The 23,811-nt window shown below is 63.3% G+C and carries 19 protein-coding genes; 8 read left to right on the top strand and 11 right to left on the bottom strand.

Annotated elements, in window-relative coordinates:
• Positions 1-120 precede the first annotated feature (120 nt).
• Positions 121-1,422, top strand: coding sequence for an ATP-dependent protease ATPase subunit HslU (gene hslU, locus ET21_RS0125080; protein WP_030541823.1), 1,302 nt, complete (start codon positions 121-123; stop codon positions 1,420-1,422).
• 41 nt (positions 1,423-1,463) lie between these two features.
• Here the strand turns inward: hslU and proS are convergent, their stop codons facing one another.
• Positions 1,464-2,990: a proline--tRNA ligase gene (proS, locus tag ET21_RS0125075; RefSeq protein ID WP_030541822.1), complete on the bottom strand. Its 1,527-nt coding sequence runs from the start codon at positions 2,988-2,990 to the stop codon at positions 1,464-1,466.
• A gap of 80 nt (positions 2,991-3,070) precedes the next feature.
• Complete coding sequence (gene phaR / locus ET21_RS0125070) at positions 3,071-3,667, bottom strand: polyhydroxyalkanoate synthesis repressor PhaR (protein ID WP_030541821.1); 597 nt, start codon at positions 3,665-3,667, stop codon at positions 3,071-3,073.
• On the opposite strand from phaR, the gene ET21_RS0125065 reads away from it, so the two are divergent.
• Together ET21_RS0125065 and ET21_RS0125060 are read left to right on the top strand one after the other, a co-directional pair.
• Positions 3,666-4,754 (top strand): alpha/beta hydrolase, encoded by a 1,089-nt coding sequence (locus tag ET21_RS0125065; RefSeq protein ID WP_237751666.1) that lies wholly within the window; start codon positions 3,666-3,668, stop codon positions 4,752-4,754. The two genes, phaR and ET21_RS0125065, sit on opposite strands and share 2 nt — an antisense overlap.
• A 46-nt stretch (positions 4,755-4,800) precedes the next feature.
• Positions 4,801-5,973, top strand: a complete 1,173-nt coding sequence (locus ET21_RS0125060; protein ID WP_021236582.1) for an acetyl-CoA C-acetyltransferase — start codon at positions 4,801-4,803, stop codon at positions 5,971-5,973.
• A 69-nt stretch (positions 5,974-6,042) separates the two neighbouring features.
• On the opposite strand, the gene alr is transcribed toward ET21_RS0125060, so the two are convergent.
• From alr to ET21_RS0125025, 7 genes are all read right to left on the bottom strand, one after another.
• Positions 6,043-7,089, bottom strand: coding sequence for an alanine racemase (gene alr, locus ET21_RS0125055; protein ID WP_030541819.1), 1,047 nt, complete (start codon positions 7,087-7,089; stop codon positions 6,043-6,045).
• A gap of 40 nt (positions 7,090-7,129) precedes the next feature.
• Positions 7,130-8,722, bottom strand: coding sequence for an MFS transporter (locus tag ET21_RS0125050; protein ID WP_030541818.1), 1,593 nt, complete (start codon positions 8,720-8,722; stop codon positions 7,130-7,132).
• 283 nt (positions 8,723-9,005) lie between these two features.
• A complete protein-coding gene (locus ET21_RS0125045) occupies positions 9,006-10,991 on the bottom strand; it encodes an acetyl/propionyl/methylcrotonyl-CoA carboxylase subunit alpha (protein WP_030541817.1) in 1,986 nt (661 codons plus the stop codon).
• Positions 10,992-11,155: 164 nt separating this feature from the next.
• Complete coding sequence (gene bioB / locus ET21_RS0125040; RefSeq protein WP_030541816.1) at positions 11,156-12,157, bottom strand: biotin synthase BioB; 1,002 nt, start codon at positions 12,155-12,157, stop codon at positions 11,156-11,158.
• Positions 12,158-12,260: 103 nt separating this feature from the next.
• Positions 12,261-14,414 (bottom strand): methylmalonyl-CoA mutase, encoded by a 2,154-nt coding sequence (gene scpA / locus ET21_RS0125035; RefSeq protein ID WP_030541815.1) that lies wholly within the window; start codon positions 14,412-14,414, stop codon positions 12,261-12,263.
• A 91-nt stretch (positions 14,415-14,505) separates the two neighbouring features.
• Positions 14,506-14,946 (bottom strand): methylmalonyl-CoA epimerase, encoded by a 441-nt coding sequence (gene mce / locus ET21_RS0125030; RefSeq protein ID WP_030541814.1) that lies wholly within the window; start codon positions 14,944-14,946, stop codon positions 14,506-14,508.
• A 65-nt stretch (positions 14,947-15,011) separates the two neighbouring features.
• Complete coding sequence (locus ET21_RS0125025; RefSeq protein ID WP_030541813.1) at positions 15,012-16,544, bottom strand: acyl-CoA carboxylase subunit beta; 1,533 nt, start codon at positions 16,542-16,544, stop codon at positions 15,012-15,014.
• A 120-nt stretch (positions 16,545-16,664) separates the two neighbouring features.
• Here ET21_RS0125025 and ET21_RS0125020 point away from each other — a divergent pair, with 120 nt between their 5' ends.
• On the top strand, positions 16,665-18,080 hold the full coding sequence (locus tag ET21_RS0125020; RefSeq protein ID WP_030541812.1) for a short-chain fatty acyl-CoA regulator family protein: 1,416 nt from the start codon (positions 16,665-16,667) through the stop codon (positions 18,078-18,080).
• Positions 18,081-18,158: 78 nt separating this feature from the next.
• Positions 18,159-18,875, top strand: coding sequence for a 2OG-Fe dioxygenase family protein (locus tag ET21_RS0125015; RefSeq protein ID WP_030541811.1), 717 nt, complete (start codon positions 18,159-18,161; stop codon positions 18,873-18,875).
• 33 nt (positions 18,876-18,908) lie between these two features.
• On the opposite strand, the gene gor is transcribed toward ET21_RS0125015, so the two are convergent.
• Positions 18,909-20,255 (bottom strand): glutathione-disulfide reductase, encoded by a 1,347-nt coding sequence (gene gor / locus ET21_RS0125010; protein WP_030541810.1) that lies wholly within the window; start codon positions 20,253-20,255, stop codon positions 18,909-18,911.
• Between the two features lie 97 nt (positions 20,256-20,352).
• Positions 20,353-21,855, bottom strand: coding sequence for a glucose-6-phosphate isomerase (gene pgi, locus ET21_RS0125005; protein ID WP_030541809.1), 1,503 nt, complete (start codon positions 21,853-21,855; stop codon positions 20,353-20,355).
• A gap of 178 nt (positions 21,856-22,033) precedes the next feature.
• Between pgi and lepB the strand changes: the two genes are divergently transcribed.
• The 3 genes from lepB to ET21_RS28870 are packed head-to-tail and all read left to right on the top strand — an operon-like array spanning position 22,034 to position 23,792.
• Positions 22,034-22,858, top strand: coding sequence for a signal peptidase I (gene lepB, locus ET21_RS0125000; protein ID WP_030541808.1), 825 nt, complete (start codon positions 22,034-22,036; stop codon positions 22,856-22,858).
• A complete protein-coding gene (gene rnc / locus ET21_RS0124995; RefSeq protein WP_051209595.1) occupies positions 22,813-23,526 on the top strand; it encodes a ribonuclease III in 714 nt (237 codons plus the stop codon). Before lepB ends, rnc begins: the two co-directional genes overlap by 46 nt.
• Positions 23,427-23,792, top strand: a complete 366-nt coding sequence (locus ET21_RS28870; protein WP_337587972.1) for a GIY-YIG nuclease family protein — start codon at positions 23,427-23,429, stop codon at positions 23,790-23,792. The genes rnc and ET21_RS28870 overlap by 100 nt, the downstream gene beginning before the upstream one ends.
• Positions 23,793-23,811: the final 19 nt, after the last annotated feature.

Genomic DNA, 23,811 nt, shown 5'->3' with positions numbered 1-23,811 from the left:
GGGAGGGGTTGGGATGGGTCGCGCGGCACGCGTTCTGGCCTGTCCCTTCGACCGTTGCAGGCGCTTGCCAACGCAATCGCTCCCACCCCCTGCCCTCCCTTGGAAGGGACAAGGAAAGAGATGAACGACAACCTGACCCCCAAAGCCATCGTTTCCGCGCTCGACGCGCACATCATCGGGCAGTCCGAAGCCAAGCGCGCGGTCGCGGTCGCCCTGCGCAACCGCTGGCGGCGGCAGCGCCTCTCGCCCGATCTGCGCGACGAGGTGACGCCCAAGAACATCCTGATGATCGGGCCCACCGGCTGCGGCAAGACGGAGATCAGCCGCCGCCTGGCGAAACTGGCCGATGCGCCGTTCGTGAAGGTCGAGGCGACCAAGTTCACCGAGGTCGGCTATGTCGGCCGTGACGTGGAGCAGATCGTGCGCGACCTGGTCGAAGAAGCCGTCCGCCTGGAGCGCGATCGCCGCCGCGAATCCGTGCGGGAAGCCGCGTCCGAAGCGGCAATGTCCCGCCTGCTGGATGCGCTGACCGGCAAGGAGGCGAGCGAAGCCACGCGCCTGTCCTTCCGCCAGCGCATCGAAAATGACCAGATGAATGATGTCGAGGTGGAAGTGGAAGTCGCCGACAGCCCCTCCATGCCGATGGAGATTCCCGGCATGGGCGGCCAGATCGGCATGATCAACCTTAGCGACATGATGTCCAAGGCTTTTGGCCAGACCCAGAAGAAGCGCCGCAAATTGCGCGTCGCTGAGGCATGGGACAAGCTGGTGGAAGAGGAGCAGGACAAGCGGCTGGACCAGGATGACGTCGCCCGCGTCGCCATTGCCAGCGCCGAGCAGAACGGCATCGTGTTCCTGGACGAGATCGACAAGATCGCGGTCAGCGACGTGCGCGGCGGATCCGTCAGCCGCGAGGGTGTGCAGCGCGATCTGCTGCCCCTGATCGAAGGGACGACGGTTTCCACCAAATATGGGCCGCTCAAGACCGACCATATCCTCTTCATCGCCTCAGGCGCGTTCCATGTGGCGAAGCCCAGCGATCTGCTGCCCGAACTTCAGGGCCGCCTGCCGATCCGCGTCGAACTGAAGGCGCTGACGGAGGATGACTTCGTCGCCATCCTTTCCGACACGAAGGCAAGCCTGGTCGAGCAATATCGCGCGCTACTGGCGACCGAGGGCGTCACCATCGACCTGACGGCGGACGGCATCCACGCCATCGCCCGCATCGCGGCGGAGGTGAACAGCGAGGTGGAGAATATCGGCGCGCGGCGGTTGCAGACCGTCATGGAAAAGCTGCTGGAAGATGTGAGCTTCGATGCCGAGGATCGGGCGGGCGAAACGCTGGTGATCGATCAGGCCTATGTCGAAAAGCAGTTGGGCGAAGTGGCGCGGAACACCGACCTCAGCAAATATGTGCTGTGATGCGCAATAGCCCCTCCCTTTTAAGGGAGGGGCTGTTTTGATTAATAACTCCGCCCGACCAGCACCCGCTCGACCGCTTTCCCGCCGGTGAAGATACAGACGCCGTCAGCCACTTCCGCATCGACCGGCACATTGCGCAGCGTCAGCTTTTCGCCCTTGAGCCACTCGACCACCTTGTCGAGTTCAGCCCCCGTCGGCTTGGCCCATTGCACCAGTGCCCAGCCCTGCTTCTTGCTCGCCGCGAAATAGGCTTTCAGCGCGTCAAGCGAAGTGATGGAGCGATCGATGCCGCCATGCAGCCGCGCATGGGCGTCCGCGAACAGCGCCTTCTGAATCTCCTCCAGCATCGCCGCCGCCTGCGCCACAAAGGCGTCCTTCGCGACAATCTGGCTGTCGAGCTTGCCATCCTCGCGATAGAGGCGATCGCGCCGGATCACCGACACATTGCCGCCCGCGACATCGCGTCCGCCCACTTCGATCACGAGCGGCGCGCCCTTCTTCACCCAGCTCCAGCGCTTGTTCGCTGCCTTCGCCGCACGCCGGTCGAGCAATGCGCGAACGGGTTCGCGGAACACATCCTGCTTGTTCAGTTCCGCCACCAGTTCACCGCAATAGGCAAGGATCGCGGCATCCTCTTCCGTATCGCGCAGCATCGGCACGACGACGATCTGATAGGGGGCGATGCGCGGCGGCACGCGCAGCCCGTCATCGTCGCCATGCACCATGATGAGGCCGCCGATCATGCGGGTCGACATGCCCCAGCTAGTCGTCTGGGCCAGTTCCTGCTGCCCTTCGGCATTCTGGAATTTGATATTCTGCGCCGATGAGAAAGTGGTGCCCAGAAAGTGCGACGTGCCCGCCTGCAACGCCTTGCCATCCTGCATCATCGCTTCGATCGAATAGGTAGCGATGGCGCCGGGGAAGCGTTCATTTTCCGGTTTCTCGCCCGCAATCACCGGCATGGCGACGCATTCCTCGGCGAAGCTGCGATAGACTTCCAGCATCTTCATCGTTTCTTCCACCGCTTCTTCCGCACTGGCATGAGCGGTATGCCCTTCCTGCCAGAGAAATTCAGCGGTGCGCAGGAACATGCGCGTGCGCATTTCCCAGCGGACGACATTGGCCCACTGATTGATCAGGACAGGCAGATCGCGCCAGCTTTGCACCCAGCGCGAAAAGGCTGCGCCGATGACCGTTTCCGACGTGGGACGGACGACCAGCGGTTCCTCAAGCTTCGCTTCGGGGTCGGGCACCAGCTTGCCGTCCTTCTGGACGAGGCGATGGTGAGTGACGACCGCCATTTCCTTGGCGAAGCCGTCAACATGCTCCGCTTCCTTTTCGAAATAGGACAGCGGGATGAACAGCGGGAAATAGCAATTTTCATGGCCGGTCGCCTTGATGCGATCGTCCAGCAGCTTCTGGATGCGTTCCCAGATGCCATAGCCCCATGGCCGGATCACCATGCATCCGCGCACGCCGCTTTCCTCGGCCATATCGGCTTCGGAAATGACGGCCTGATACCAGGCTGCAAAATCCTGTTCGCGGGTGACGGAAAGCGCGTGCTTCACTTGGGACAGACCTTGATCTTCTTGAAAGGAAGGCGCGCCATAAGCCAAGCGCGCCCTTCCGTCGACCCCGAACCCGCGCCTCAGTTCAGCTTGTCGATCTTCGCATTAAGCGCCGCAAGCTGCGCCTTCAACTGCGCGATCTCGTCATCCTTGCTGCCCTCCGATGCGGCGGGCGTTGGCGTTGGGGCTGGCGCAGAAGCCGTCCCGGAAGCGCCCGGCATCCCCGGCACATTGCCAAAGGCGCTAGCGGCCGCTTCGAACATCTGCATGTTGCGTTTGGCGATTTCCGCCAGAGGGCCGCCGCCAAACGCGCCCTTCATCGCTTCCTGAAACTGCATCTGGTTCTTGCGGAAAGCATCCATTGACGCTTCCAGATATTGCGGCACCATCGACTGCATGGAATCGCCGTACATGGCGATCAGCTGGCGCAGGAAGTTCACTGGCAGCATGTTCTTGCCTCGCTGTTCCTCTTCCATGATGATCTGTGTCAGGACATTATGGGTGATATCCTCACCCGTCTTTGCGTCCACGACCACGAACTCGCGCCCCTCACGAGTCATCTGGGACAGCAGATCGAGCGTGATGTAACTCGACGTTTCCGTGTTATAGAGACGCCGGTTCGCGTATTTTTTGATAATGACCGGTTCTGAAAGGTTCGCGGTCTTGGTTTTGGCCATGGATTCCTCTCCCACACCTGTAGTTTCCGCATTAGCACAGGGCGTTGCCGCACCGCAACATGGCCCACGACCTTTACCCCTGTTTCTCAGCATTTTGTGGCGGCAAACCGAAGGGAATCCCGATTTGAGACAATCGGCATTCCGCGGCTTACGCAGATATCAGGAGACGGTTCGCCCCGCGCCGCCGCCCGTTCCAGCGCCGTTCGCATCCGCAGGAAGCGCACGATTGCTGCGTTTCGGACGCGAAAATGGCCGTGCGCCCGTCATCTTCATCCCTTCGCTGATCAATCCGCCGCAGGTGCTCGACCTGTCGGAAGGCCGGTCCATGCTGCGCCACATGGCCGCAGCAGGACATGACGCCTATCTGGTCGATTGGGGACGCCCCGCCAGCGAAGACAGGCATTTGGGACTGGACGGCCATGTCACCGGCCGCCTGCTCCCCATGCTCGCTGCCCTGCCCCGGCCGCCGATCCTGGTGGGATATTGCCTTGGCGGCAGCCTGGCGATCGGCGCGGCAGCGCTCATGGAGGTTCAGGCGGTCGCCACCATTGCAGCGCCATGGCAGTTTGACGGCTTCCCTCCCGCTGACAGGGAATTGATCGCATCCCTCTGGAACAATGCAAAGCCGACTTGCGAGCGGCTGGGCTATGTTCCGATGGAGGTGCTTCAATCCGGCTTCTGGGCGCTCGATCCGGCGCGGACGATTCAGAAATATGCCGCTTTCGCGTCGATGGAGACGGGCTCCGAAGCGGAGCGCGCCTTTCTGGCGGTGGAGGATTGGGCCAATGGCGGAGCGCCTCTGACATTCGCGGCGGGTGAGGACCTGTTCGAAAAATTCTATGCGGCCAACCTGCCGGGACAACTGCAATGGCGGGTCGCGGACCAGATCGCGGACCCCGCCGCGCTTGCCTGCCCCACCATGTCGATCCGCTCCTCGACGGACAGGATCGTGCCTGCCGCTGCGGCCCCGGCGCTTGACGGTGGCTTCACTCTGGACCTGGGTCATGTGGGCATGATCGTGGGCGGCAAGTCGCGCAATCTCTTGTGGAAACCGCTGTCCGAATGGCTTTCCACCCATGGGGGATGATGGTAAGGCGGCGCCAAATTCGTCACCAGACCGAAGGATTGGGCCGTTGTCAGACATCGTCATCACCGCAGCCAAGCGCACCGCTGTTGGCAGTTTCATGGGCGCTTTCGCCTCCACCCCGGCGCATGAGCTTGGCCGCGCCGTCATCGTCGCCGCGCTGGAGCAAGCGGGCGTTTCACCCGAAGAGGTGGATGAAGTCATTCTGGGCCAGATCCTGACGGCGGGACAGGGCCAGAACCCGGCGCGGCAGGCGGCCGTGAACGCAGGCATCCCGGTTGAAAGGACCGCCGTCGGGCTCAATCAGCTTTGCGGCTCCGGCCTGCGCGCAGTCGCTCTGGCGGCGCAGGCGATCAGGGCGGGCGACGCGCGCATCATGGTCGCTGGCGGACAGGAAAGCATGTCGCTCGCTCCGCATGCCCAATATCTGCGCGCTGGTGCCAAGATGGGGCCGATCACCCTGATCGACACCATGACCCATGACGGGCTGACCGACGCGTTCAACAATTACCACATGGGCGTCACCGCCGAAAATTTGGCGGAAAAATATCAGATCAGCCGCGAGGCGCAGGACCAGTTCGCCGTGAGCAGCCAGAACAAGGCAGAGGCGGCGCGCGCTTCCGGCCGCTTCAAGGATGAAATCGTCCCCGTGACGATCAAGGGCCGCAAGGGCGACACGGTCGTGGACGCCGACGAATATATCCGCGCCGGTGCGACGCTGGAGGCTGTTCAGTCGCTGCGTCCTGCTTTCAAGAAGGACGGCACCGTGACTGCGGGCAACGCCAGCGGCATCAACGATGGCGCGGCCGCTCTGGTGGTGATGAGCGCGGAGGAAGCGGCCCGCCGCAACGCGCCCGTCCTCGCCCGTATCGCCAGCTTCGCGACCTGCGGCGTCGATCCCGCCATCATGGGCATCGGCCCGGCCCCGGCCACTCGCAACGCTCTCGCCAAGGCGGGCTGGTCGCTTGCCGATCTCGACCTGATCGAGGCCAATGAAGCCTTCGCTGCCCAGGCTCTGGCTGTCGGGCAGGAACTGGGCTGGGACCCGGAAAAGGTGAATGTGAACGGCGGCGCGATCGCCATCGGCCATCCCGTTGGCGCATCCGGCGCGCGCGTCCTGACCACGCTTCTCTACGAGATGCAGAAGCGGGACGCCAAGAAGGGCCTCGCCACCCTCTGCGTGGGCGGCGGCATGGGCGTTTCGATGTGCATTGAACGCTGATCTCTATTGCTGAACTGACCGGGCCGCCAATCTCCCACACGGGATTGGCGGCTTTTTTATGGCCCGCGTTCAGTACCAGACGCGATCAAATCGGGCTCCGAGACCCGTCAGCAACTCATATTGGGACAATCCCGAAGCCGCAGCGGCCGATGGAAGCGCATAGTCTATATCCACCCAATCGCCCTCCGCGACATGAGGCGAGCGGCTGGCATCGACCGCCACGAGGTCCATCGAAACGCGTCCGGCGACCGGCAGGCTTTCGCCTTCGAAGGCAACACTGCCGCGCCCAGAAAAGCCGCGCAAATATCCGTCCGCATAGCCGAGATTGAGGACCGCAACCTCCATGTCGCGCTCCGCGATATGGGTGGCGTTGTACCCGATGGTGTCGCCAGCCAGCACGCGCCGTCTTTGCAACACCTGCGCCTGCGGAAAGACGACCTGCCGGATCGCGCCAGCCGCTTGCGCGCGAGGAACGCCGCCATAGAGCGCCAGCCCCGGACGGGTCAGATCGAAGGCGTAGCTTTCGCCCAGGCATATGCCAGCGCTGTTGGCCAGACTGTAGCGGGCGGCAGGCACGATGTTCCTGATGTCTTGGAACCGGTTCAACTGCGTGGCGGTAAGCGGCGTATCCTCATCCGCGGAGGCGAGATGGCTTAGCAGCGTCACGACCTCCAGCTCCTCCGTTTCGGCTACGACATCCTGCCGCCAGTCGAGGCCAAGGCGGTTCATCCCGGTATCCACCATCACGTCGCAAGCGCCGCCGCCTGCGCCTTTCCATCGCGCTATCTGCGCCGGGCTGTTCAGCACCGGCCGCGCACGCGATTGCAGCGCGGCCGCCATGTCCTCCGCACGAACGCCATGCAGCACGGCCAGCGAAACCCCTTGTTCCAGCAGCGGCTCGACCGCGATCGCCTCGCCCCAGTTGGACACGAAAAAATCGCGGCACCCGGCCTTCATCAGGCGGCGCATCACTTCGGCCGCGCCCGTGCCATATCCGTCCGCCTTGATCGCGGCCCCGCAAGCGGCCTTTCCGCTGCGCGCATTCAGCCAGGACCAGTTTGACACAAGCGCATCGCCATCCAGGCGAAGGCGCAGCGGAGCAGTGAAATCCGTCATCGCGCCGCGATAGCCTCATCCATCCGGCGCGTCGAGGCCGTCACGCGTCGAGTTTCGCTCCGCGCGTCTCCGGCAGCGCGGCAAGGCAGGTCACCAGCGCCGCCGCGACCACCGCGATCGTGTACCACAGCCCCGCATAGGGATCGCCCGTGCGCGCAACGATATATTGGCTGACCAGCGGCAGGAACCCGCCGAAATAGCCCGTCCCGATATGATAGGGGATGGACAGCGAACTGTAACGGATGCGCGCGGGAAAATATTCGGAAAGAAGCGCGGCCACCGGCCCATAGGTCGCGCCCGACAGCGTCCACAGCAGCAGCAGCGCGACGAACACCAGTGCCGCGCGGGGCCAATCCGGCGTGACTTGCCCCGTGGAATAGCCATTGGCGGCAAGCGCAGCCTCGATCCCCTTGCTGCTGAGGCCGGCGACCGGATCGCCGCCGATGGTTACAGACGGTTCCCTGCCCGCAACGGCGTCATAGGGAATGCCGCGCTTCGAAAAATGGTCGAGCAGCTTGCCGCACCCCGTTGGCTGGACCTTGGCGAAAGGATCGAACGAGCAGTCAGGGCCGCGCACCACCACCGGAGCCTTCGCCGCTGCCTGGGTCAGGGCTGGATTGGCCATGCTTCCCATGAATTGATAGATCGGAATGAGAAGAAGCAGCACCAGCGCATAGCCGACGATGATCGGCTTTCTGCGCCCGATCCTGTCCGAAAGCCAGCCGAAGAAGACAAATGCCGCCATGCCCGCGAAGGCGCTGCCGCCCACGAGCAATTGGGCGATACCCGGCGCGACATGAAGCCCGCTTTGCAGGAAATAAAGCGCCTGAAACATCACGGTGTAGGCAATGACGGTGAAGCCCGCCGCAATGCCGACCATCGCCACGAGCATCCGGCGCTTGTTGCCGGGAAAGGTGAATGCCTCCTTGAGGGGATTGCGGGATTGTTCCCCCGCCGCCTTCATCGCCGCGAAGACCGGACTTTCGCGCAGCATCAGCCGCATCCAGAGCGAAATCGCGAGCAAGGCGAGGGAAAAGATGAAGGGCAGGCGCCAGCCCCAGCTGTCCCATACCTCCGCGCCCACCAGCCATTGGGTGACGACGACCACCACCAGCGACAGGATGAATCCGCCAATCACGCCCGCCTGGATGAAGCTGGTATAGAAGCCGCGCTTTCCGGGCGGCGCATGTTCCGCGACATAGATGGCTGCTCCGCCATATTCGCCGCCCAGCGCCAGCCCCTGGGCGATGCGGAGCAGGATGAGGATGATGGGAGCGGCAATGCCGATGCTGGCGGCAGACGGCGTCAGCCCGACACCCGCCGTCGCTCCGCCCATCAGGACGATCGTGGCGAGGAAAGTATATTTGCGTCCCAGCCGGTCACCCAGATAGCCGAACAGCGCCGCTCCCAATGGACGGAAGCCGAAGCCGATGGCGAATCCGGCAAGGGAATAGAGCAGCTCGACCGTGGGATTATCGGTCGGAAAGAATGTGCGTCCGATGATGGGCGCAAGCACGCCATAGATGTAGAAATCATACCATTCGAATACGGTGCCCAGAGCCGACGCGGTGATGACCAGCCGGTCGCGCTTCGCATTCATCACATAATCGGCGCTGCCTGTCCCCTCGCCCATCTGCCCCCGCTCCCCTCCATGAGCGATTGCTTTTAGAGAAAAAGGAACCGGCGGCAATAAGTGCCGGACGATGCCGGCGACAGGTTATGGATGAGTGTTGCCGCTAGACTCGCACTGATCGAAGTCGAAGGGTTCTGCTGAGCGGAGGCGAAGCACAGGAAACCCCGCCGGGATAAGCCGAGCGCCACTACCTCGCCTCCGGGATTGTCGCACCGGCAACGGACTTATTGCGCCCGCTCATATGGAACGGTCCGCGCCGCCAAGGCAGCGCGGCTAGTCCGCCCTATTCCAGTTCCAGAATGATCGCGTCCACCGGCAGGCTCTCGCCCTGTGCCGCCGACACGCTTTTCACCACACCCGCCTTTTGCGCGCGCAGGATATTTTCCATCTTCATCGCCTCGATCACCGCCAGCGGCTGACCAACCTCGACCTTGTCGCCTTCCTTGACATTGAGCGCGACGAGCAGGCCGGGCATAGGGCAAATCAGGAAGCGCGAAAGATCCGGCGGGATCTTTTCGATCATATGTTTGGCAAGCGGCGCCGCATGAGCGGGCAGGATACGCAGCTTGTGGCTGGCGCCATGAGCCGTCAGCACGAACCCGGCCCGCACCGGCGCGATCCTGACCGCCAGTTGCTCCTCGCCAAACTCCGCTTCGATCAGGCGATCGCCGGGGGTATATTCCAGCGCCATGTCAACCGCTTCGCCATCAACAGTGACGTCATCGCCATTGATGACGACATCATGCACCGCGTCGCCGATCTTCACCTGCCAGCCGGTCGGTGCGCGCAGCTTCTTGCCAAGCTGACCATCGATACGGCGCGCGCGGTCCGCCTGTGCCATGGCGGCGAAGGCACCGATGGCCGACAGCCGCTTCAGCAACGTTTCGGATGCGGGCGCGCCGGTGAAGCCTTCGGGATATTCCTCCGCGATGAAGCCGGTGGTGATGTTGCCGGAACGGAAACGCTCATGCTGCATCAGCGCGGAAACGAAGTCGATATTGTGCCCCGGCCCTTCGATCTCGAACCGGTCGAGCGCCGCGATCTGCTTGTCGATCGCTTCCAGGCGGGTGGGAGCCCAGGTGATCAGCTTGGCGATCATCGGGTCGTAGAACATCGACACTTCGCCGCCTTCGACCACGCCGTCATCGACGCGCACGCCATCGACCGCTTCGGGCGGATTGTAGCGGATCAGGCGGCCCGTGGAAGGCAGGAAGCCGCGATAGGGATCTTCGGCATAGACGCGGTTCTCGATCGACCAGCCGTTGATCTTCACATCCTCCTGACGGAAGGACAGTTCCTCGCCATTGGCGACGCGGATCATCTGCTCGACCAGATCAAGGCCGGTGATCTCTTCCGTCACCGGATGCTCGACCTGCAAACGGGTGTTCATTTCCAGGAAGTAGAAGCCGTCGCCCGTCTTGTCCGCGCCCGACACGATCAGTTCGACCGTGCCCGCGCTGAAATAGCCGGCCGCGCGCGCCAGGGCGACGCACTGCTCGCCCATCTTCTTGCGCATTTCGGGGCTGACAAAGGGCGAAGGCGCTTCCTCGACCACCTTCTGGTGGCGGCGCTGGATCGAACATTCGCGCTCGTTCAGGTAAACGATATTGCCGTGCTGATCGCCCAATATCTGGATTTCGATGTGGCGCGGGCTTTCGATGAACTTCTCGATGAACACGCGGTCATCGCCGAAGCTGGCGAGGCCTTCACGCTTCGTCGCCTCAAAGCCCTCCCGGACGTCCTGCTCGGAATAAGCAAGGCGCATGCCCTTGCCGCCGCCGCCCGCCGACGCCTTCATCATCACCGGATAACCGATCTCGTTAGAGATGCGGACGGCATGTTCGGTGTCCTCGATCACACCGACAAAGCCGGGGACGACATTGACGCCCGCTGCCTTGGCGAGCTTTTTCGACTCGATCTTGTCGCCCATGGCGGCGATGGCGTTGGCGGGAGGGCCGACGAAGATGATCCCTGCCTCGTCCAGCGCCTTGCGGAAACTCTCACGCTCCGACAGGAAGCCATAGCCCGGGTGCACCGCATCGGCGCCGGTCGCCTTGCAGGCCTCGATAATCTTGTCGGCCAGCAGATAGGACTGCGCGGCAGGCGGCGGGCCAAGGTGCACGGCTTCGTCCGCCATCAGGACATGAGGGCTGCGCGCGTCCGCGTCCGAATAGACCGCCACGGTCTTGATGCCCATCTTCCGCGCGGTGCGGATGACACGGCACGCAATTTCGCCACGGTTTGCGATCAGGATCTTGGTGATTGCCATTATCTGTCCTTGCCCAGTCCTATTTTGTCGCCCAGTCGGGCTAACCCATCACCATCCCTCAACGTCACCCTGAACTTGTTTCAGGGTCCATTTCCCCCCTCAACCGAAGGCTGCGGAGGCGCGATGGATGCTGAAACAAGTTCAGCATGACGAAAGAGGAGAAACTATTCAGCAGCCTCCAAATGCCCATGCGGCTGCGCCATCATCGGCGTCAGCCCGAGCTTCGAAAGCAGCGCGCTGTCCTTGTCATCGCCAGCATTGGCCGCCGTCAGCAGCTTGTCGCCAGTGAAGATGCTGTTCGCCCCCGCCATGAAGCAGAGCGCCTGACAGGCTTCGCTCATGCTTTCACGCCCGGCGGAAAGCCGTACCATCGACTGCGGCATCACGATCCGTGCCACCGCGACCGTGCGGACGAACTCCACCTCGTCGATCTTGGCGAGCGGCGTGTCCTTCAGCATGTCGCCCAACACGGTTCCGGCCACCGGCACCAACGCGTTGATCGGCACGCTTTCGGGATGCGGCATGGTGCCGAGCGCATGGAGGAACCCGATGCGGTCAGACCGCGTCTCGCCCATGCCGACGATCCCGCCGCAGCACACATTGATCCCTGCCGTACGCACATTTTCCAGCGTCTCGATCCGATCCTCGAAGGTCCGCGTGGTGATGACGTTGGCGTAATTTTCCGGCGAGGTGTCAATATTATGATTATAATAATCGAGCCCCGCGTCGGCGAGTTGCTTCGCCTGATCGGCCGACAGCATGCCCAGCGTCATGCAGGTTTCCATGCCCATCTGGCGCACGCCCTTCACCATTTCGATGAGCTTGGGCATGTCCCGTTCCTTGGGATTGCGCCACGCAGCGCCCATGCAAAAACGGCCCGAACCATGATCCTTCGCCTGCGCCGCCGCTTGCAGCACGGCCTGCACGTCCATCAGCTTGGTGGCCTTGAGCCCGCTTTCCGCCTCGGTCGACTGGCTGCAATAGCCGCAATCTTCCGGGCATCCGCCGGTCTTGATCGACAGCAGGGTGGAAAGCTGAACCTCATTGCGCGGAAAGTTCGCGCGGTGGATCGACTGCGCTTCAAACATCAGGTCGTTGAAGGGCAGGTCGAACAGCGCGGCAATCTCGTCGCGGGTCCAGTCGGTGCGGGGAGCTGTAGCGGTCATTTTCCACCTCCGTTTGCTTCGGCCGAAGTCGAGAAGCGGAAAGCGCCCATATGTCGTTTCTCGACTACGCTCGAAACGAACGAGGCTTGGGTAGTGAGACTATTCAAGCGGCTTCCTCCAGCCCCGCCGGGGGCATGTTGTGGCCGAGGAGGCGCAGCACGTCGGCCGCGCATTCCACGACATTGGAGCCTGGTCCATAAATGCCCTGCACGCCCGCGTCACGGAGGAAGTCGTAATCCTGCGGCGGGATGACGCCGCCCGCGATCACCTTGATGTCGTTGCGGCCCTTTTCCCGAAGCTGCCTGATGAGTTCGGGGATCAGCGTCTTGTGACCGGCCGCCAGCGACGATGCGCCCACCACGTCCACGCCGCTGTCGAGCGCCAGCACAACCGTTTCCTCCGGCGTCTGGAACAGCGGACCCGACACCACGTCAAAGCCCATGTCTCCGAAGGCGGAGGCGATCACGTTGGCGCCCCGGTCGTGGCCGTCCTGTCCCATCTTGGCGATGAGCAGTTTCGGCTTGCGGCCGAGGCGCCGCTCGACGGCCTGCACACCGTCAAGAACCTGTTTCCAGCGGCTGTCCTGCGCATAAGGTTTGGAATAGACGCCCTTCACCGGCGTCGGCACCGTGCCATACCGGTCAAAGCTGTCCTCCATCGCGGAGGAAATCTCACCCAGCGTAGCGCGGGCGCGGGCGCATTCCACCGCCAGGGCGAGAAGATTATTCTCGATGCTGGAAGGCCGGGCCGCACCGTCGCGCAGCGCCTGCAACGCCGCCTGGCACCTGGCTTCGTCGCGCTCCGCCTTCACCTTGTTGATGCGCGCGATCTGCGCCTCGCGAACCTTGCTGTTGTCGACCTCCAGCGTTTCGAGCAGGTCTTCATTGGCAAGGCGGTATTTGTTGACGCCGACAATGACATCCTCGCCACGGTCGACCCGCGCCTGCCGCGCCGCCGCCGCTTCCTCGATCATCGCCTTGGGCCAGCCTGCCGCCACGGCCTTGGCCATGCCGCCTTCGCTCTCGACGCGGTCGATGATTTCCTGCGCGGCGTCGACCAGTTGCTGGGTCAGCGCTTCGACATAATAGCTGCCGCCAAGGGGATCGACGACCTTGGTCATGCCCGTCTCTTCCTGGATCACGATCTGCGTGTTGCGCGCGATCCGGGCGGAAAAGTCGGTCGGGAGCGCGATCGCTTCGTCAAGCGCATTGGTGTGCAGCGACTGGGTGCCGCCCAGCATCGCCGCCATCGCCTCGATCGTGGTGCGGATGACGTTGTTATAGGGGTCCTGCTCCGTCAGCGACACGCCTGACGTCTGGCAGTGCGTGCGCAGCATCTTGCTGCGCTCATCCTGCGCGCCCAGCTTCGTCATGGCGCGGTGCCACAACACGCGCGCGGCACGCAGCTTGGCCACCTCCATGAAGAAGTTCATGCCGATCGCGAAGAAGAAGCTGAGGCGCCCGGCGAACTTGTCGATGTCGAGGCCCGACGCCACGCCATATTTTACATATTCAATGCCATCGGCGATGGTGAAGGCCAGTTCCTGCACCTGCGTCGCGCCGGCTTCCTGCATATGGTAGCCGGAAATGGAGATGCTGTTGAACTTGGGCATCTCGCGGCTGGTATAGCCGAAAATGTCCGAGATGATCCGCATGCTCGGTTCGGGCGGGTAAATATAGGTGTTGCGGACCATGAATTCCTTCAGAATGTCGTTCTGAATGGTTCCGTCCAGCAGCTTGCGCTCAACCCCCTGCTCCTCGCCCGCGACGATGAAGAAGGCGAGGATCGGGATCACCGCGCCGTTCATCGTCATGGAAACCGACATCTGGTCGAGCGGAATGCCGTCGAACAGGATCTTCATGTCCTCGATCGTGTCGATCGCGACGCCCGCCTTGCCGACGTCGCCCACGACGCGCGGATGGTCGCTGTCATAGCCGCGATGCGTGGCAAGGTCGAAGGCGACGCTGAGGCCCTTCTGACCTGCGGCCAGGTTGCGGCGGTAGAAAGCGTTGGATTCCTCGGCGGTGGAAAAGCCCGCATATTGGCGGATGGTCCACGGACGGCCCGCATACATGGATGCGCGCACGCCGCGCGTGAAGGGTGCGAAGCCGGGCAGGCCGGGGTCGACGGTCACGTCCTGCGCCGTATAGAGCGGCTTGACGGTGATCCCTTCCGGGGTTTCCCAGTTCAGGTCCTTGCCCTTCACCTCCTTGGCGGCGGCGGCGGCCCACTGGTCCAGCGTCGGCTTGTCGGTCACTTCCATTCTCCGTTCGTCTCGATCGAAGTCGAGAGACGTTATGTGCGCCCTGTCCGTGTCTCGACTTCGCTCGACACGAACGGATATTGGTTCAATGCGCCCCTTCTTTCGGCGTTTCCATGATCTCGGTCAGCACCCCGTTCATGTCCTTGGGGTGGACGAAGAAGATCAGCGTCCCGTGCGCCCCGATGCGCGGTTCGCCCAGCACTTTCTTGCCCAGCCCTTCGAACCAGGCCTTGGCCTCGTGAATGTCGGGCACTTCATAGCACATATGATGCTGCCCGCCCGCCGGGTTCTTGGCGATGAAGCCGTGGATCGGGCTGTTCTCACCCAGCGGCTCGATCAGTTCGATCTGCGTGCCCTGGGCGCCATTCTCACCCGGCGTATCCACGAAGCAGACCTTCACCCCCTGCGCGGGCAGGTCGAAGGGTTCGTGCGTCAGCGTCGCGCCCATCACATCGCGATAATAAGCCAGCGATGCCTCCAGAGAGGGCGTCGCCACGCCGATATGGTTCAAGCGGCCGAGTTTCATCTTCTGTCACCCCTTGGCAGGAACCTGCCCTGCCCTAACCCCTCCCGCTTGCGGGAGGCGGACTATCACAGCGGAATATTGTCGTGCTTCTTCCACGGATTCTCCAGCGCCTTGTTGCGCAGCTTGCGCAGGCCAAGGGCGATCCGCTTGCGGGTCGAGTGCGGCTGGATCACCTCGTCGATGAAGCCCTTGCTCGCCGCCACGAACGGGTTGGCGAAGCGGTCCTCATATTCCTTGGTCTTCTCCGCGATCTCTTCCGGCGTTTTGCCGCGGAAGATGATCTCCACCGCGCCCTTCGCGCCCATCACCGCGATTTCGGCGGTGGGCCAGGCATAGTTGAGGTCGCCGCGCAGATGCTTTGACGACATGACGTCATAGGCGCCGCCATAGGCCTTGCGCGTGATGACGGTGATCTTCGGCACGGTCGCTTCGGCATAGGCGAACAGCAGCTTCGCGCCATGCTTGATGATGCCCGAATGTTCCTGAGCGGTGCCCGGCAGGAATCCCGGCACGTCGACGAAGGTCACGATCGGGATTTCGAACGCATCGCAGAAGCGCACGAAGCGGCCCGCCTTCTTCGACGAGTTGATGTCGAGCACGCCCGCCAGCACCATCGGCTGGTTGGCGATGATGCCCACCGTCTTGCCTTCGATCCGGCCGAAACCGCAGATGATGTTGGCGGCATGGGCGGGCTGCACCTCGAAAAAGTCGCCTTCATCCACGACCTTGCGGATCAGCTCATGCATATCATAGGGCTGGTTCGCATTGGCGGGGATCAGCGTATCCAGGCTTTCCTCGATACGGTCCCAAGGATCGGCGCTGGGACGCTCCGGCACAGGCTCCTTGTTGGAGGCGGGCAGGAAGTCCACGAAATCACGGACCGACAGCAGCGCTTCGATATCATTTTCGAACGCCACGTCCGCGACGCCCGACTTGGTCGTGTGCGTCACCGCGCCGCCCAGTTCCTCCTGGGTCACGACCTCGTTCGTAACGGTCTTCACCACGTCCGGGCCGGTCACGAACATGAAGCTCGAATCCTTCACCATGAAGATGAAGTCGGTCATGGCAGGCGAATAGACCGCGCCGCCCGCGCAGGGCCCCATGATGACGCTGATCTGCGGCACCACGCCCGACGCCAGCACGTTGCGCTGGAAGATTTCGGCATAGCCCGCGAGCGAAGCCACGCCTTCCTGAATGCGCGCGCCGCCGGAATCGTTGAGGCCGATGACCGGCGCGCCGACCTTCAGCGCCATGTCCATGATCTTGCAGATCTTCATGGCGTGCCGTTCCGACACAGCACCGCCATAGACCGTGAAATCCTGACTGAAGACATAAACAAGGCGGCCGTTGATCGTGCCCGATCCGGTGACGACGCCGTCGCCGGGGATATGCTGCTCGTCCATGCCGAAGTCGATGCAATTATGCTCGACATACATATCCAGTTCTTCGAAGCTGTCTTCGTCCAGCAGCACTTCCAGGCGCTCCCGCGCGGTCAGCTTGCCCTTGGCATGCTGCGCGTCGATGCGGCGCTGGCCGCCGCCCAGGCGCGCGGCGTCCCTCTTGGCTTCCAGCTGTTCGATGATGGCGAGCTTCGACATATTAGAATATCTCTCCGGTGACGGCGGACGGCTATATCTGCCCCTTCCCGCTTTTTACAATTTTCGCAAATGCAAATTTGCCAATTTGCAAATCACCATTTCGCAAATTATGGGCGAGACATGGCACGAGGCAATCGCATTTTCGCAGGACCGCGGCTGCGCCAGCTCCGTCTGGACCACCGGATGGATCAGGCCACCATGGCGCAGGCGCTGGGCATTTCCGTGTCCTATCTCAGCCAGCTTGAAAACGACGATCGCCCCCTGACCGCCAAGGTGAAGGCCGCCGTCGCCAGCGCCTTTCCCACCGACTGGGCAAGCTTCGACAGCCGGGAGGAGGAGCAGCTTCTCGGCGCCTTTACCTATGCGCTTGCCCACCCCGAACTGCCCGGTCCTTTGATGGAGCCGGAACGGATCGAAAAGCTGCACTTGCAATTCCCGGAATTCGCCGCCCGCTACATCGATCTCTACAACGCTCATATGCGCGCCAATGAGCGGATCAACATGATCGAGGAAGCGATCGCCAACGATCATGAGGTGCAGGCCCGCCTCCCCTGGGAAGCGGCGCGGGACTGGTTTCATGAGGCGGGCAATTATGTCCACGCGCTCGATTGCCTGGCGGAGGACATGGCGTCCAGCTTCACCGCCGGGCAGGTGTTGGACGAAGGCATGCTGGTCGAAGCGCTGGCGCGGCGTCATGGCATCGAAACGCTGATCGCGGACACGCCCGATTCCGCCCTGCGCGCTTATTCCTCGGCGGACCGGCGGCTGTTCGTGAATGCGGCGCTGCCCACCGAAAGCCGCAAGTTCATGCTGTCGCACCAGCTTATGATGCTGGAGGGGCAGGCAGTGATCGCCGATGTGGTGAACCGTGCCGCCCTGCCCGTCGAGGGCGCGGACCGGCTGCTCGCCATCGGCCTTGGCAATTATGCCGCGGGCGCGCTGCTGATGCCCTATGCGCAATTCCGCGCGGCGGCGCGGGAAGTTCGCCACGATATCGACCGGCTGGCCCGCCGTTTCGGTGTGAGCTTCGAACAGGCATGCCATCGGCTTTCGACGCTCCAGCGGCCCGGCCTGCGCGGCATTCCCTTCTTCTTCTGCCGCGTCGACATGGCTGGCAATATCACGAAGCGGCACAGCGCCACCCGCCTGCAATTCGCCCGCTTCGGCGGCGCATGCCCGCTCTGGAACGTGCATGAAGCGGTCGCCATTCCCGACCGCATCAACGTGCAACTGGGTGAAACCCCCGACGGCGTCCGCTATGTTTCCATGGCGAAGGGGCTGGTGAAGCCGTCGGGCAGCTATTCGCGCACGCCGCGCCGCTACGCCGTGGTATTGGGCTGCGAAATCGCGCATGCGGCGAACTTCGTCTATGCCGATGGCCTTCAACTGGAGATGGAGGGCGCGGCGACGCCCATCGGCATCACCTGCCGCCTCTGCTCGCGCCAGGGTTGCGATCAGCGCGCCTTCCCTCCGGCGGACCGTCCGATCCGCGTCGATCCCGACAACCGGCAGATCGTCCCCTACTGGATCGGTTGAAGCAGCGGCCTGCGCAGCCACCCAGCTTGCGGAAACTGGCCCTGTCGCTCGTTTACCCGGCGGCCTAAGAGGGGACCCATGGATAACGCCACCCTTACCGTCCCCGATCTTCGGACCGATCTCACCCGGCATGGTTTCGCGCGCGTCGCGGGGCGTGAGATGCTGGCGATGCTGGACGCCAGGGAACAGGCGTGGCGCGCCTTCGCGCTAAGCTGGGATGATCTTGGCCCGGACCTTTATATGGCGGATGGAGGCCGCTACCGGCGCAGGCGGCATGCCGCCTTCCATTGCGCGCAGGGCCGCTTCACCCGCAAGCCGCATCAGCCGCACTTTCAGAGCCGCGACTATAATCCCCTGAATGGCGATGTGCAGCGCTGGTTCGATCCGGTGCATCAGGCCGTTATCGACAATCCCGTCATGCAGGCGGTCTTCGCCTTTTGCGCGGCGAGTTTCGGCGAAGCGGTCCCCGATGGCTGGCATGTCGAAATGCATCAGTTCCGCATCGAGACTGGCGATGGCGAAATCGGCCGTCCGACGCCGGAAGGGCTGCACCGGGACGGCGTGGACTGGGTGTTCGTGATGCTGATCGAGCGCCGCAATGTCCGCGAAGGCGTGACCCGGATCGGCGCGCCTGATGGCACGCCGCTGGGCGAATTCACGCTGGCCCGGCCGGGCGACGCGGTGCTGATCGACGACCGCCGCATCCTGCACGGCGTCACCGAAATCCATGCGGTGAAGCCCGGCCTTCCCGCCTGGCGCGACGCGCTGGTGGTGACCTTCGTAAGGGAGCGATAACCGCCAGATCCTCCTCTTTAAGGGGGGCGGCGATTATTTCAGCAGCACTAATTCTTCCGCCATGCTGGGGTGCAGCGCCACGGTGTCGTCAAACTGCTCCTTGGTGAGGCCCGCCTTCACCGCGACGGCCGCCGCTTGCAGGATTTCCGGCGCATCCGGCCCGATCATGTGCAGCCCGACGACGCGGTTCGTCGTCGCATCCACCACCATCTTGTACAGCGCCCGCTCGTCCCGGCCCGCCAGCACATTCTTCATCGGGCGGAAGTCGGACGTATAGACCTTGACCGTGCCCAGCTTGTTCTTCGCCTGCGCTTCGGTCAGCCCCACTCCGGCCAGCGGCGGATGGCTGAACACGGCCGATGGCACGCAGTTATAATCGACGGTGCGCGGATTGTCGCCGAACACGGTGTCCGCAAAGGCATGGCCTTCGCGAATGGCGACGGGGGTCAGTTGCAGCCGGTTGGTGACGTCGCCGACCGCATAGATACTCTCGCAACTGGTGCGGCTGTAATCATCGACCTTGATCGCGCCCTTCTCGTCCAGTTCCACGCCCGCGCTTTCCAGGCCCAGCCCATGGACATGCGGCTGCCGCCCGGTCGCGAACAGGACCGTGTCGCAGGGGATCGGATCGCCATTGCTGAAATGCATGCACAGCGTTCCGTCGGCATTCTTCTCGATCCGCTCCATCTCCGCATTGAACCGGAACTGGATGCCCTTGATGGTGGAGATTTGCAGCAGCCGGTCGCGGATCTGCTCGTCATATCCTCGCAGCAGGGCGGATGACCGGTTGACGATCGTCACATGGCTGCCAAGCTGATGGAAAATCCCCGCAAATTCATTGGCGATATAGCCGCCGCCGACGATGACGATCCGTCCCGGCGCATCCTCCAGATGAAAGACTTCGTTGGACGTGATGCCATGTTCCGCGCCCTCGATCTGCGGGATCGCAGGCCACGCGCCGGTCGCAACCAGAATATATTTGGCGCTCACCTCCCGCCCACTCGCCAGCTTGACCGAATGAGGCCCCGTGATCGTGGCGCGCTCCGGGATCAGTTCGGCCTTATGGCTCGACAATGTGTTCTTGTAGAGTCCTTCCAGCCGGTCCACCTCCGCCAGCACATTGTCGCGCAGCACCTTCCATTCGAAACCGCAGTCCGGCACGTTCCAGCCGAAACGCCGCGCATCCTTCAGATCCTCGGCGAAATGCGCGCCGTAGATCAGCAGCTTCTTGGGCACGCATCCGCGAATGACGCAGGTTCCGCCGACGCGATATTCCTCCGCCACGGCGACCTTCGCCCCATGCGCCGCCGCCACCCGCGAAGCGCGAACGCCCCCCGAACCCGCGCCGATGACGAAAAGGTCGAAGTCATAGTCGCTCATGCTGGTCTCCCTGTGGATGTGGCGGGATATGGCGGGAGACGGGCCGAGTTACAATCTTCCTGGCCCTCCCTTGAAAGGAAGGGGTCTGCCTCGCGGCTTACGCCCCCAGCGCCAGGTCGATCAGCGCCATGGTGGAAGGATCAAACCCTTTCGCGCCTTCCGCCTCGATCGACTTGGCGATCTCCTTGCCCAGCTCGACGCCGAACTGGTCGAACGGATTGATCCCCATCAGCACGGCGTTGGCAAAGGTCCGATGCTCGTAAAAGGCGATCAAAGCGCCCAAGGCGTCGGGCGTGACATCGTCCAGCAGGATGGTGGTCGAAGGCCGGTTGCCCGGATAGGCGCGCGCCGGGTCGTCCGCATTGTCCTTCCCCCGCATCAGCGCCGCGCCCTGCGCGAAGCAGTTGACCAGCAGCGCGCGGTGATGCGCCGGGTCCAGCGCATGGCCGGGCTCGATCGAAGCGACGAACTCGACGGGCGTAAGGATCGTGCCCTGGTGCAGCAATTGGAACACCGCATGCTGCGCGTCCGTGCCAACCCCGCCCCAGGTGATGGGCGCGGTAGGGCCATCCACCGGCTGGCCATCGCGCGTCACGCTCTTGCCATTGCTCTCCATCTCCAGCTGCTGGAGATAAGAAGGCAGCAGCCTCAACCGCTCGTCATAGGCGAACAGGGCGCGGGTCTGGCATCCCATGACGCGCGTATAATATTGATCCACAAAGGCGGCGATCAGCGGCGCGTTCTGCGCCGGGGCGGACAGGCGGAAATGCCGGTCCATCGCCGCCGCGCCCTCCAGCAGGCTTTCAAACGCATCCCAGCCCAGCGCCAGCGCCGCGGGAAAGCCGATGGAGGACCAGAGCGAATAACGCCCGCCCACCGTTTCGGAAAAAGGCAATATGCGGGTTTCGTCGATCCCCCATTCGATGGCCTTTTCAGGATTGGCGGTCAGCGCGATCACCTTGCCATAGGGATCGTCCACCCCCGCCTCCACCAGCCAGTTGATCGCGCTCGCTGCGTTCAACATGGTTTCGGTGGTGGTGAAGGTCTTGGAGGCAACGGCGATCAGCGTCGCTTCGGGATCGAAGCGGGAAATCGCCCGCTCCAGCGCCGTGCCGTCGACATTGGACACGATCGCCACGTCATAACGCGCGCCGTCGCCGCCCAGCGCATCGATGATCAGGTCGGGACCAAGCGCCGACCCGCCGATGCCGATGTGCAATATGTGCCGGATCGGGCCCAGCGCTTCCCCCTCGATCGCGTCGATCAGCGCGCGCATGCGGGCGTGCAGCATCTTGGCGCGGGACACGCTTTGCGCATTGCCCTCGCCCCGTTCGGCGGGATGTTCGGCCGCCCGGCCTTCGCTGTTGTTGATCGGCTCGCCCGCGAAAAGGGCGTCGCGCCACTTGGCGAAGTCCATGTCACCGGCCAGCTTGAGGAACCCGTCCAGAATATCGCCGGTCAGATGCGTTTTCGACCAGTCGAAACGGAGAGGCCCCTGCGTCATCGTGAACTTGCTCAGCCGGTTCGGATCCGCCGTGAAGACGGATTTCAATTCAGGCCGCGCAAGGGCTGCAATGGCCTTCAGTGCAGGGCTGGACATGGAAGGGCGTATCCTCTTTTCCGTTGATCGATACCGACGCTGCACTGTCGATTCTCGCCTCTCTTAGCCAAGCGGCACGGCCAATGCACCGCCCCATGCGCTTGACGGCGGGTTTCCAACACAGCAAAAGCCGCAGCGGCCTGTTTTCAGGGCAAATCGAAGGACTAGACGAGCTGGCATGAGCGCAAAATCCGAAACGCGGGACTTCCTCTGGTTTCTCGCAAAGCTGGCGGTGTTCGTCTTCATCCTGCGCAGCTTCATCGTCTCACCGTTCAACATACCATCTGAATCGATGCAGCCGCGCCTGCTGATCGGGGACTATCTGCTCGTCGCCAAATGGCCCTATGGCTATTCGCGCTACTCGCTGCCCTTCAACCTGCCGCTGATCCCCGGCCGCATCTTCGCGTCGACGCCTCAGCGGGGCGATGTGGTGGTGTTCAAGGCGCCGCCAAATCAGAAGAATGACTATATCAAGCGCGTCATCGGCCTGCCGGGCGACATGATCTCGGTGCGCGGGGGAACCGTCTATCTGAACGGCCAGGCCATTCCCAAGCAGCGGGTCGCGGACCTCGTCATCCCGGTGTCACCCAACATGCTCCAGGCCGCAGACAAGGAAGGCAGCCCCTCGCCCTGTTTCCGGCCCAAGTTCGAAGAGAATGCGCCGGGCGGTGGCCGCCAGTGCCGCTATCCCCAATATCGCGAGACTCTGCCGGGCGGGCGCAGCTACAATGTGCTCGATCTGGTGCCCGATGGCGCGGCCGACGATCGCGACACGGTGCTGGTGCCCGAAGGCCATCTCTTCATGATGGGCGACAATCGGGATCGCAGCGCCGACAGCCGTTTCCCGGCGGTGGAAGGCGGCGGCATCGGCCTTGTCCCGCAGGAAAATCTGGTGGGCAAGGCGATGATCTCCGTCTTCTCAACCGATGGCAGCGCCAACTGGCTGCTCCCCTGGACATGGTTCACCGCCGCCCGCTGGAACCGCATCGGGGAAGGTTTTTGAGCAAGCCCGGCACGGCAGGCTGGCTCGCCGGGCTGATCGGGCGAGCGCCCAGGGACGCCGCGCCTTTCCAGCAGGCGCTGACTCATGGCAGCGCCAACGCGGTCAATTATGAGCGGCTGGAGTTTCTGGGCGACCGCATCCTTGGCCTGATCATGGCCGAATGGCTCTATGAACGTTTCGCGGGCGAGCCCGAAGGCAAGCTGTCCCGCCGCTTCAACGCGCTTGTGTCGGGTGAGACATGCGCAGAGGTGGCGCGCGCCGCTGGCGTCCCCGCCCATCTCATCCTGGGCAAGCAGGCGCGCGACGATGGCGCGGCGGACAGCGACAATGTGCTGGGCGACGTCATGGAGGCGCTGATCGGCGCGCTTTATCTGGAGGCGGGGCTGGATGAAGCGCGCGCCCTCGTCCGCCGCCTGTGGGCCGACCGCGTCGACACGCAGGAAAGCGCGCCCAAGCACCCGAAGTCCGCGCTCCAGGAATGGGCCGCCGCCAACCGCCGTAAGCCGCCCGAATATGCCATGACCGACCGGTCGGGCCCGCACCATGCGTTGCGCTTTACAGTAACGGTATCGATCAAGGGCGCAGGCGAGGCGAGCGCGACAGGCGGGTCGAAGCAGGAAGCGGAGACGGCAGCGGCAAAGGCGCTGCTGGACAAGCTGACGGGCTAGACGGCGCCTCGCTGCCATTCCCCACCCCTCCCCTCGCGGACGATCTCCAAACCCGCATCGCACAGCATGAAGCTGGCGCAATTCCCGGACACACGCAAAACCGCCGCCCGATAAAACTGGTCTGGTCGCAGCAGTTCGGGGCGCGTATGGAGGCGCTTGAAGCAGAGCGCCAAAGCAAAGGCTGGAGGCGGGCGAAAAAGCTGGCTTTGATCCGCGAGGATTGGAAGCTGATCTCCAGCTTAGCCCGCTCGAACAAGGAACAGTGAAGCCCTTCGACAAGCTCAG

This window comes from Sphingobium sp. DC-2 (genome assembly GCF_000722555.1).
GTDB classification, from domain to species: domain Bacteria; phylum Pseudomonadota; class Alphaproteobacteria; order Sphingomonadales; family Sphingomonadaceae; genus Sphingobium; species Sphingobium quisquiliarum.
This window is presented reverse-complemented; position numbering and strand designations above follow the sequence as displayed.

Excerpts from the sequence above, each read along its gene's own strand:
- hslU (WP_030541823.1), top strand. The coding sequence starts at position 121 with ATGAACGACAACCTGACCCCCAAAGCCATCGTTTCCGCGCTCGACGCG.
- ET21_RS0125065 (WP_237751666.1), top strand. The coding sequence starts at position 3,666 with ATGGATTCCTCTCCCACACCTGTAGTTTCCGCATTAGCACAGGGCGTT.
- phaR (WP_030541821.1), bottom strand. The coding sequence starts at position 3,667 with ATGGCCAAAACCAAGACCGCGAACCTTTCAGAACCGGTCATTATCAAA.
- alr (WP_030541819.1), bottom strand. The coding sequence starts at position 7,089 with ATGACGGATTTCACTGCTCCGCTGCGCCTTCGCCTGGATGGCGATGCG.
- ET21_RS0125050 (WP_030541818.1), bottom strand. The coding sequence starts at position 8,722 with ATGGGCGAGGGGACAGGCAGCGCCGATTATGTGATGAATGCGAAGCGC.
- ET21_RS0125045 (WP_030541817.1), bottom strand. The coding sequence starts at position 10,991 with ATGGCAATCACCAAGATCCTGATCGCAAACCGTGGCGAAATTGCGTGC.
- bioB (WP_030541816.1), bottom strand. The coding sequence starts at position 12,157 with ATGACCGCTACAGCTCCCCGCACCGACTGGACCCGCGACGAGATTGCC.
- mce (WP_030541814.1), bottom strand. The coding sequence starts at position 14,946 with ATGAAACTCGGCCGCTTGAACCATATCGGCGTGGCGACGCCCTCTCTG.
- ET21_RS0125025 (WP_030541813.1), bottom strand. The coding sequence starts at position 16,544 with ATGTCGAAGCTCGCCATCATCGAACAGCTGGAAGCCAAGAGGGACGCC.
- ET21_RS0125020 (WP_030541812.1), top strand. The coding sequence starts at position 16,665 with ATGGCACGAGGCAATCGCATTTTCGCAGGACCGCGGCTGCGCCAGCTC.
- ET21_RS0125015 (WP_030541811.1), top strand. The coding sequence starts at position 18,159 with ATGGATAACGCCACCCTTACCGTCCCCGATCTTCGGACCGATCTCACC.
- gor (WP_030541810.1), bottom strand. The coding sequence starts at position 20,255 with ATGAGCGACTATGACTTCGACCTTTTCGTCATCGGCGCGGGTTCGGGG.
- pgi (WP_030541809.1), bottom strand. The coding sequence starts at position 21,855 with ATGTCCAGCCCTGCACTGAAGGCCATTGCAGCCCTTGCGCGGCCTGAA.
- lepB (WP_030541808.1), top strand. The coding sequence starts at position 22,034 with ATGAGCGCAAAATCCGAAACGCGGGACTTCCTCTGGTTTCTCGCAAAG.
- rnc (WP_051209595.1), top strand. The coding sequence starts at position 22,813 with ATGGTTCACCGCCGCCCGCTGGAACCGCATCGGGGAAGGTTTTTGAGC.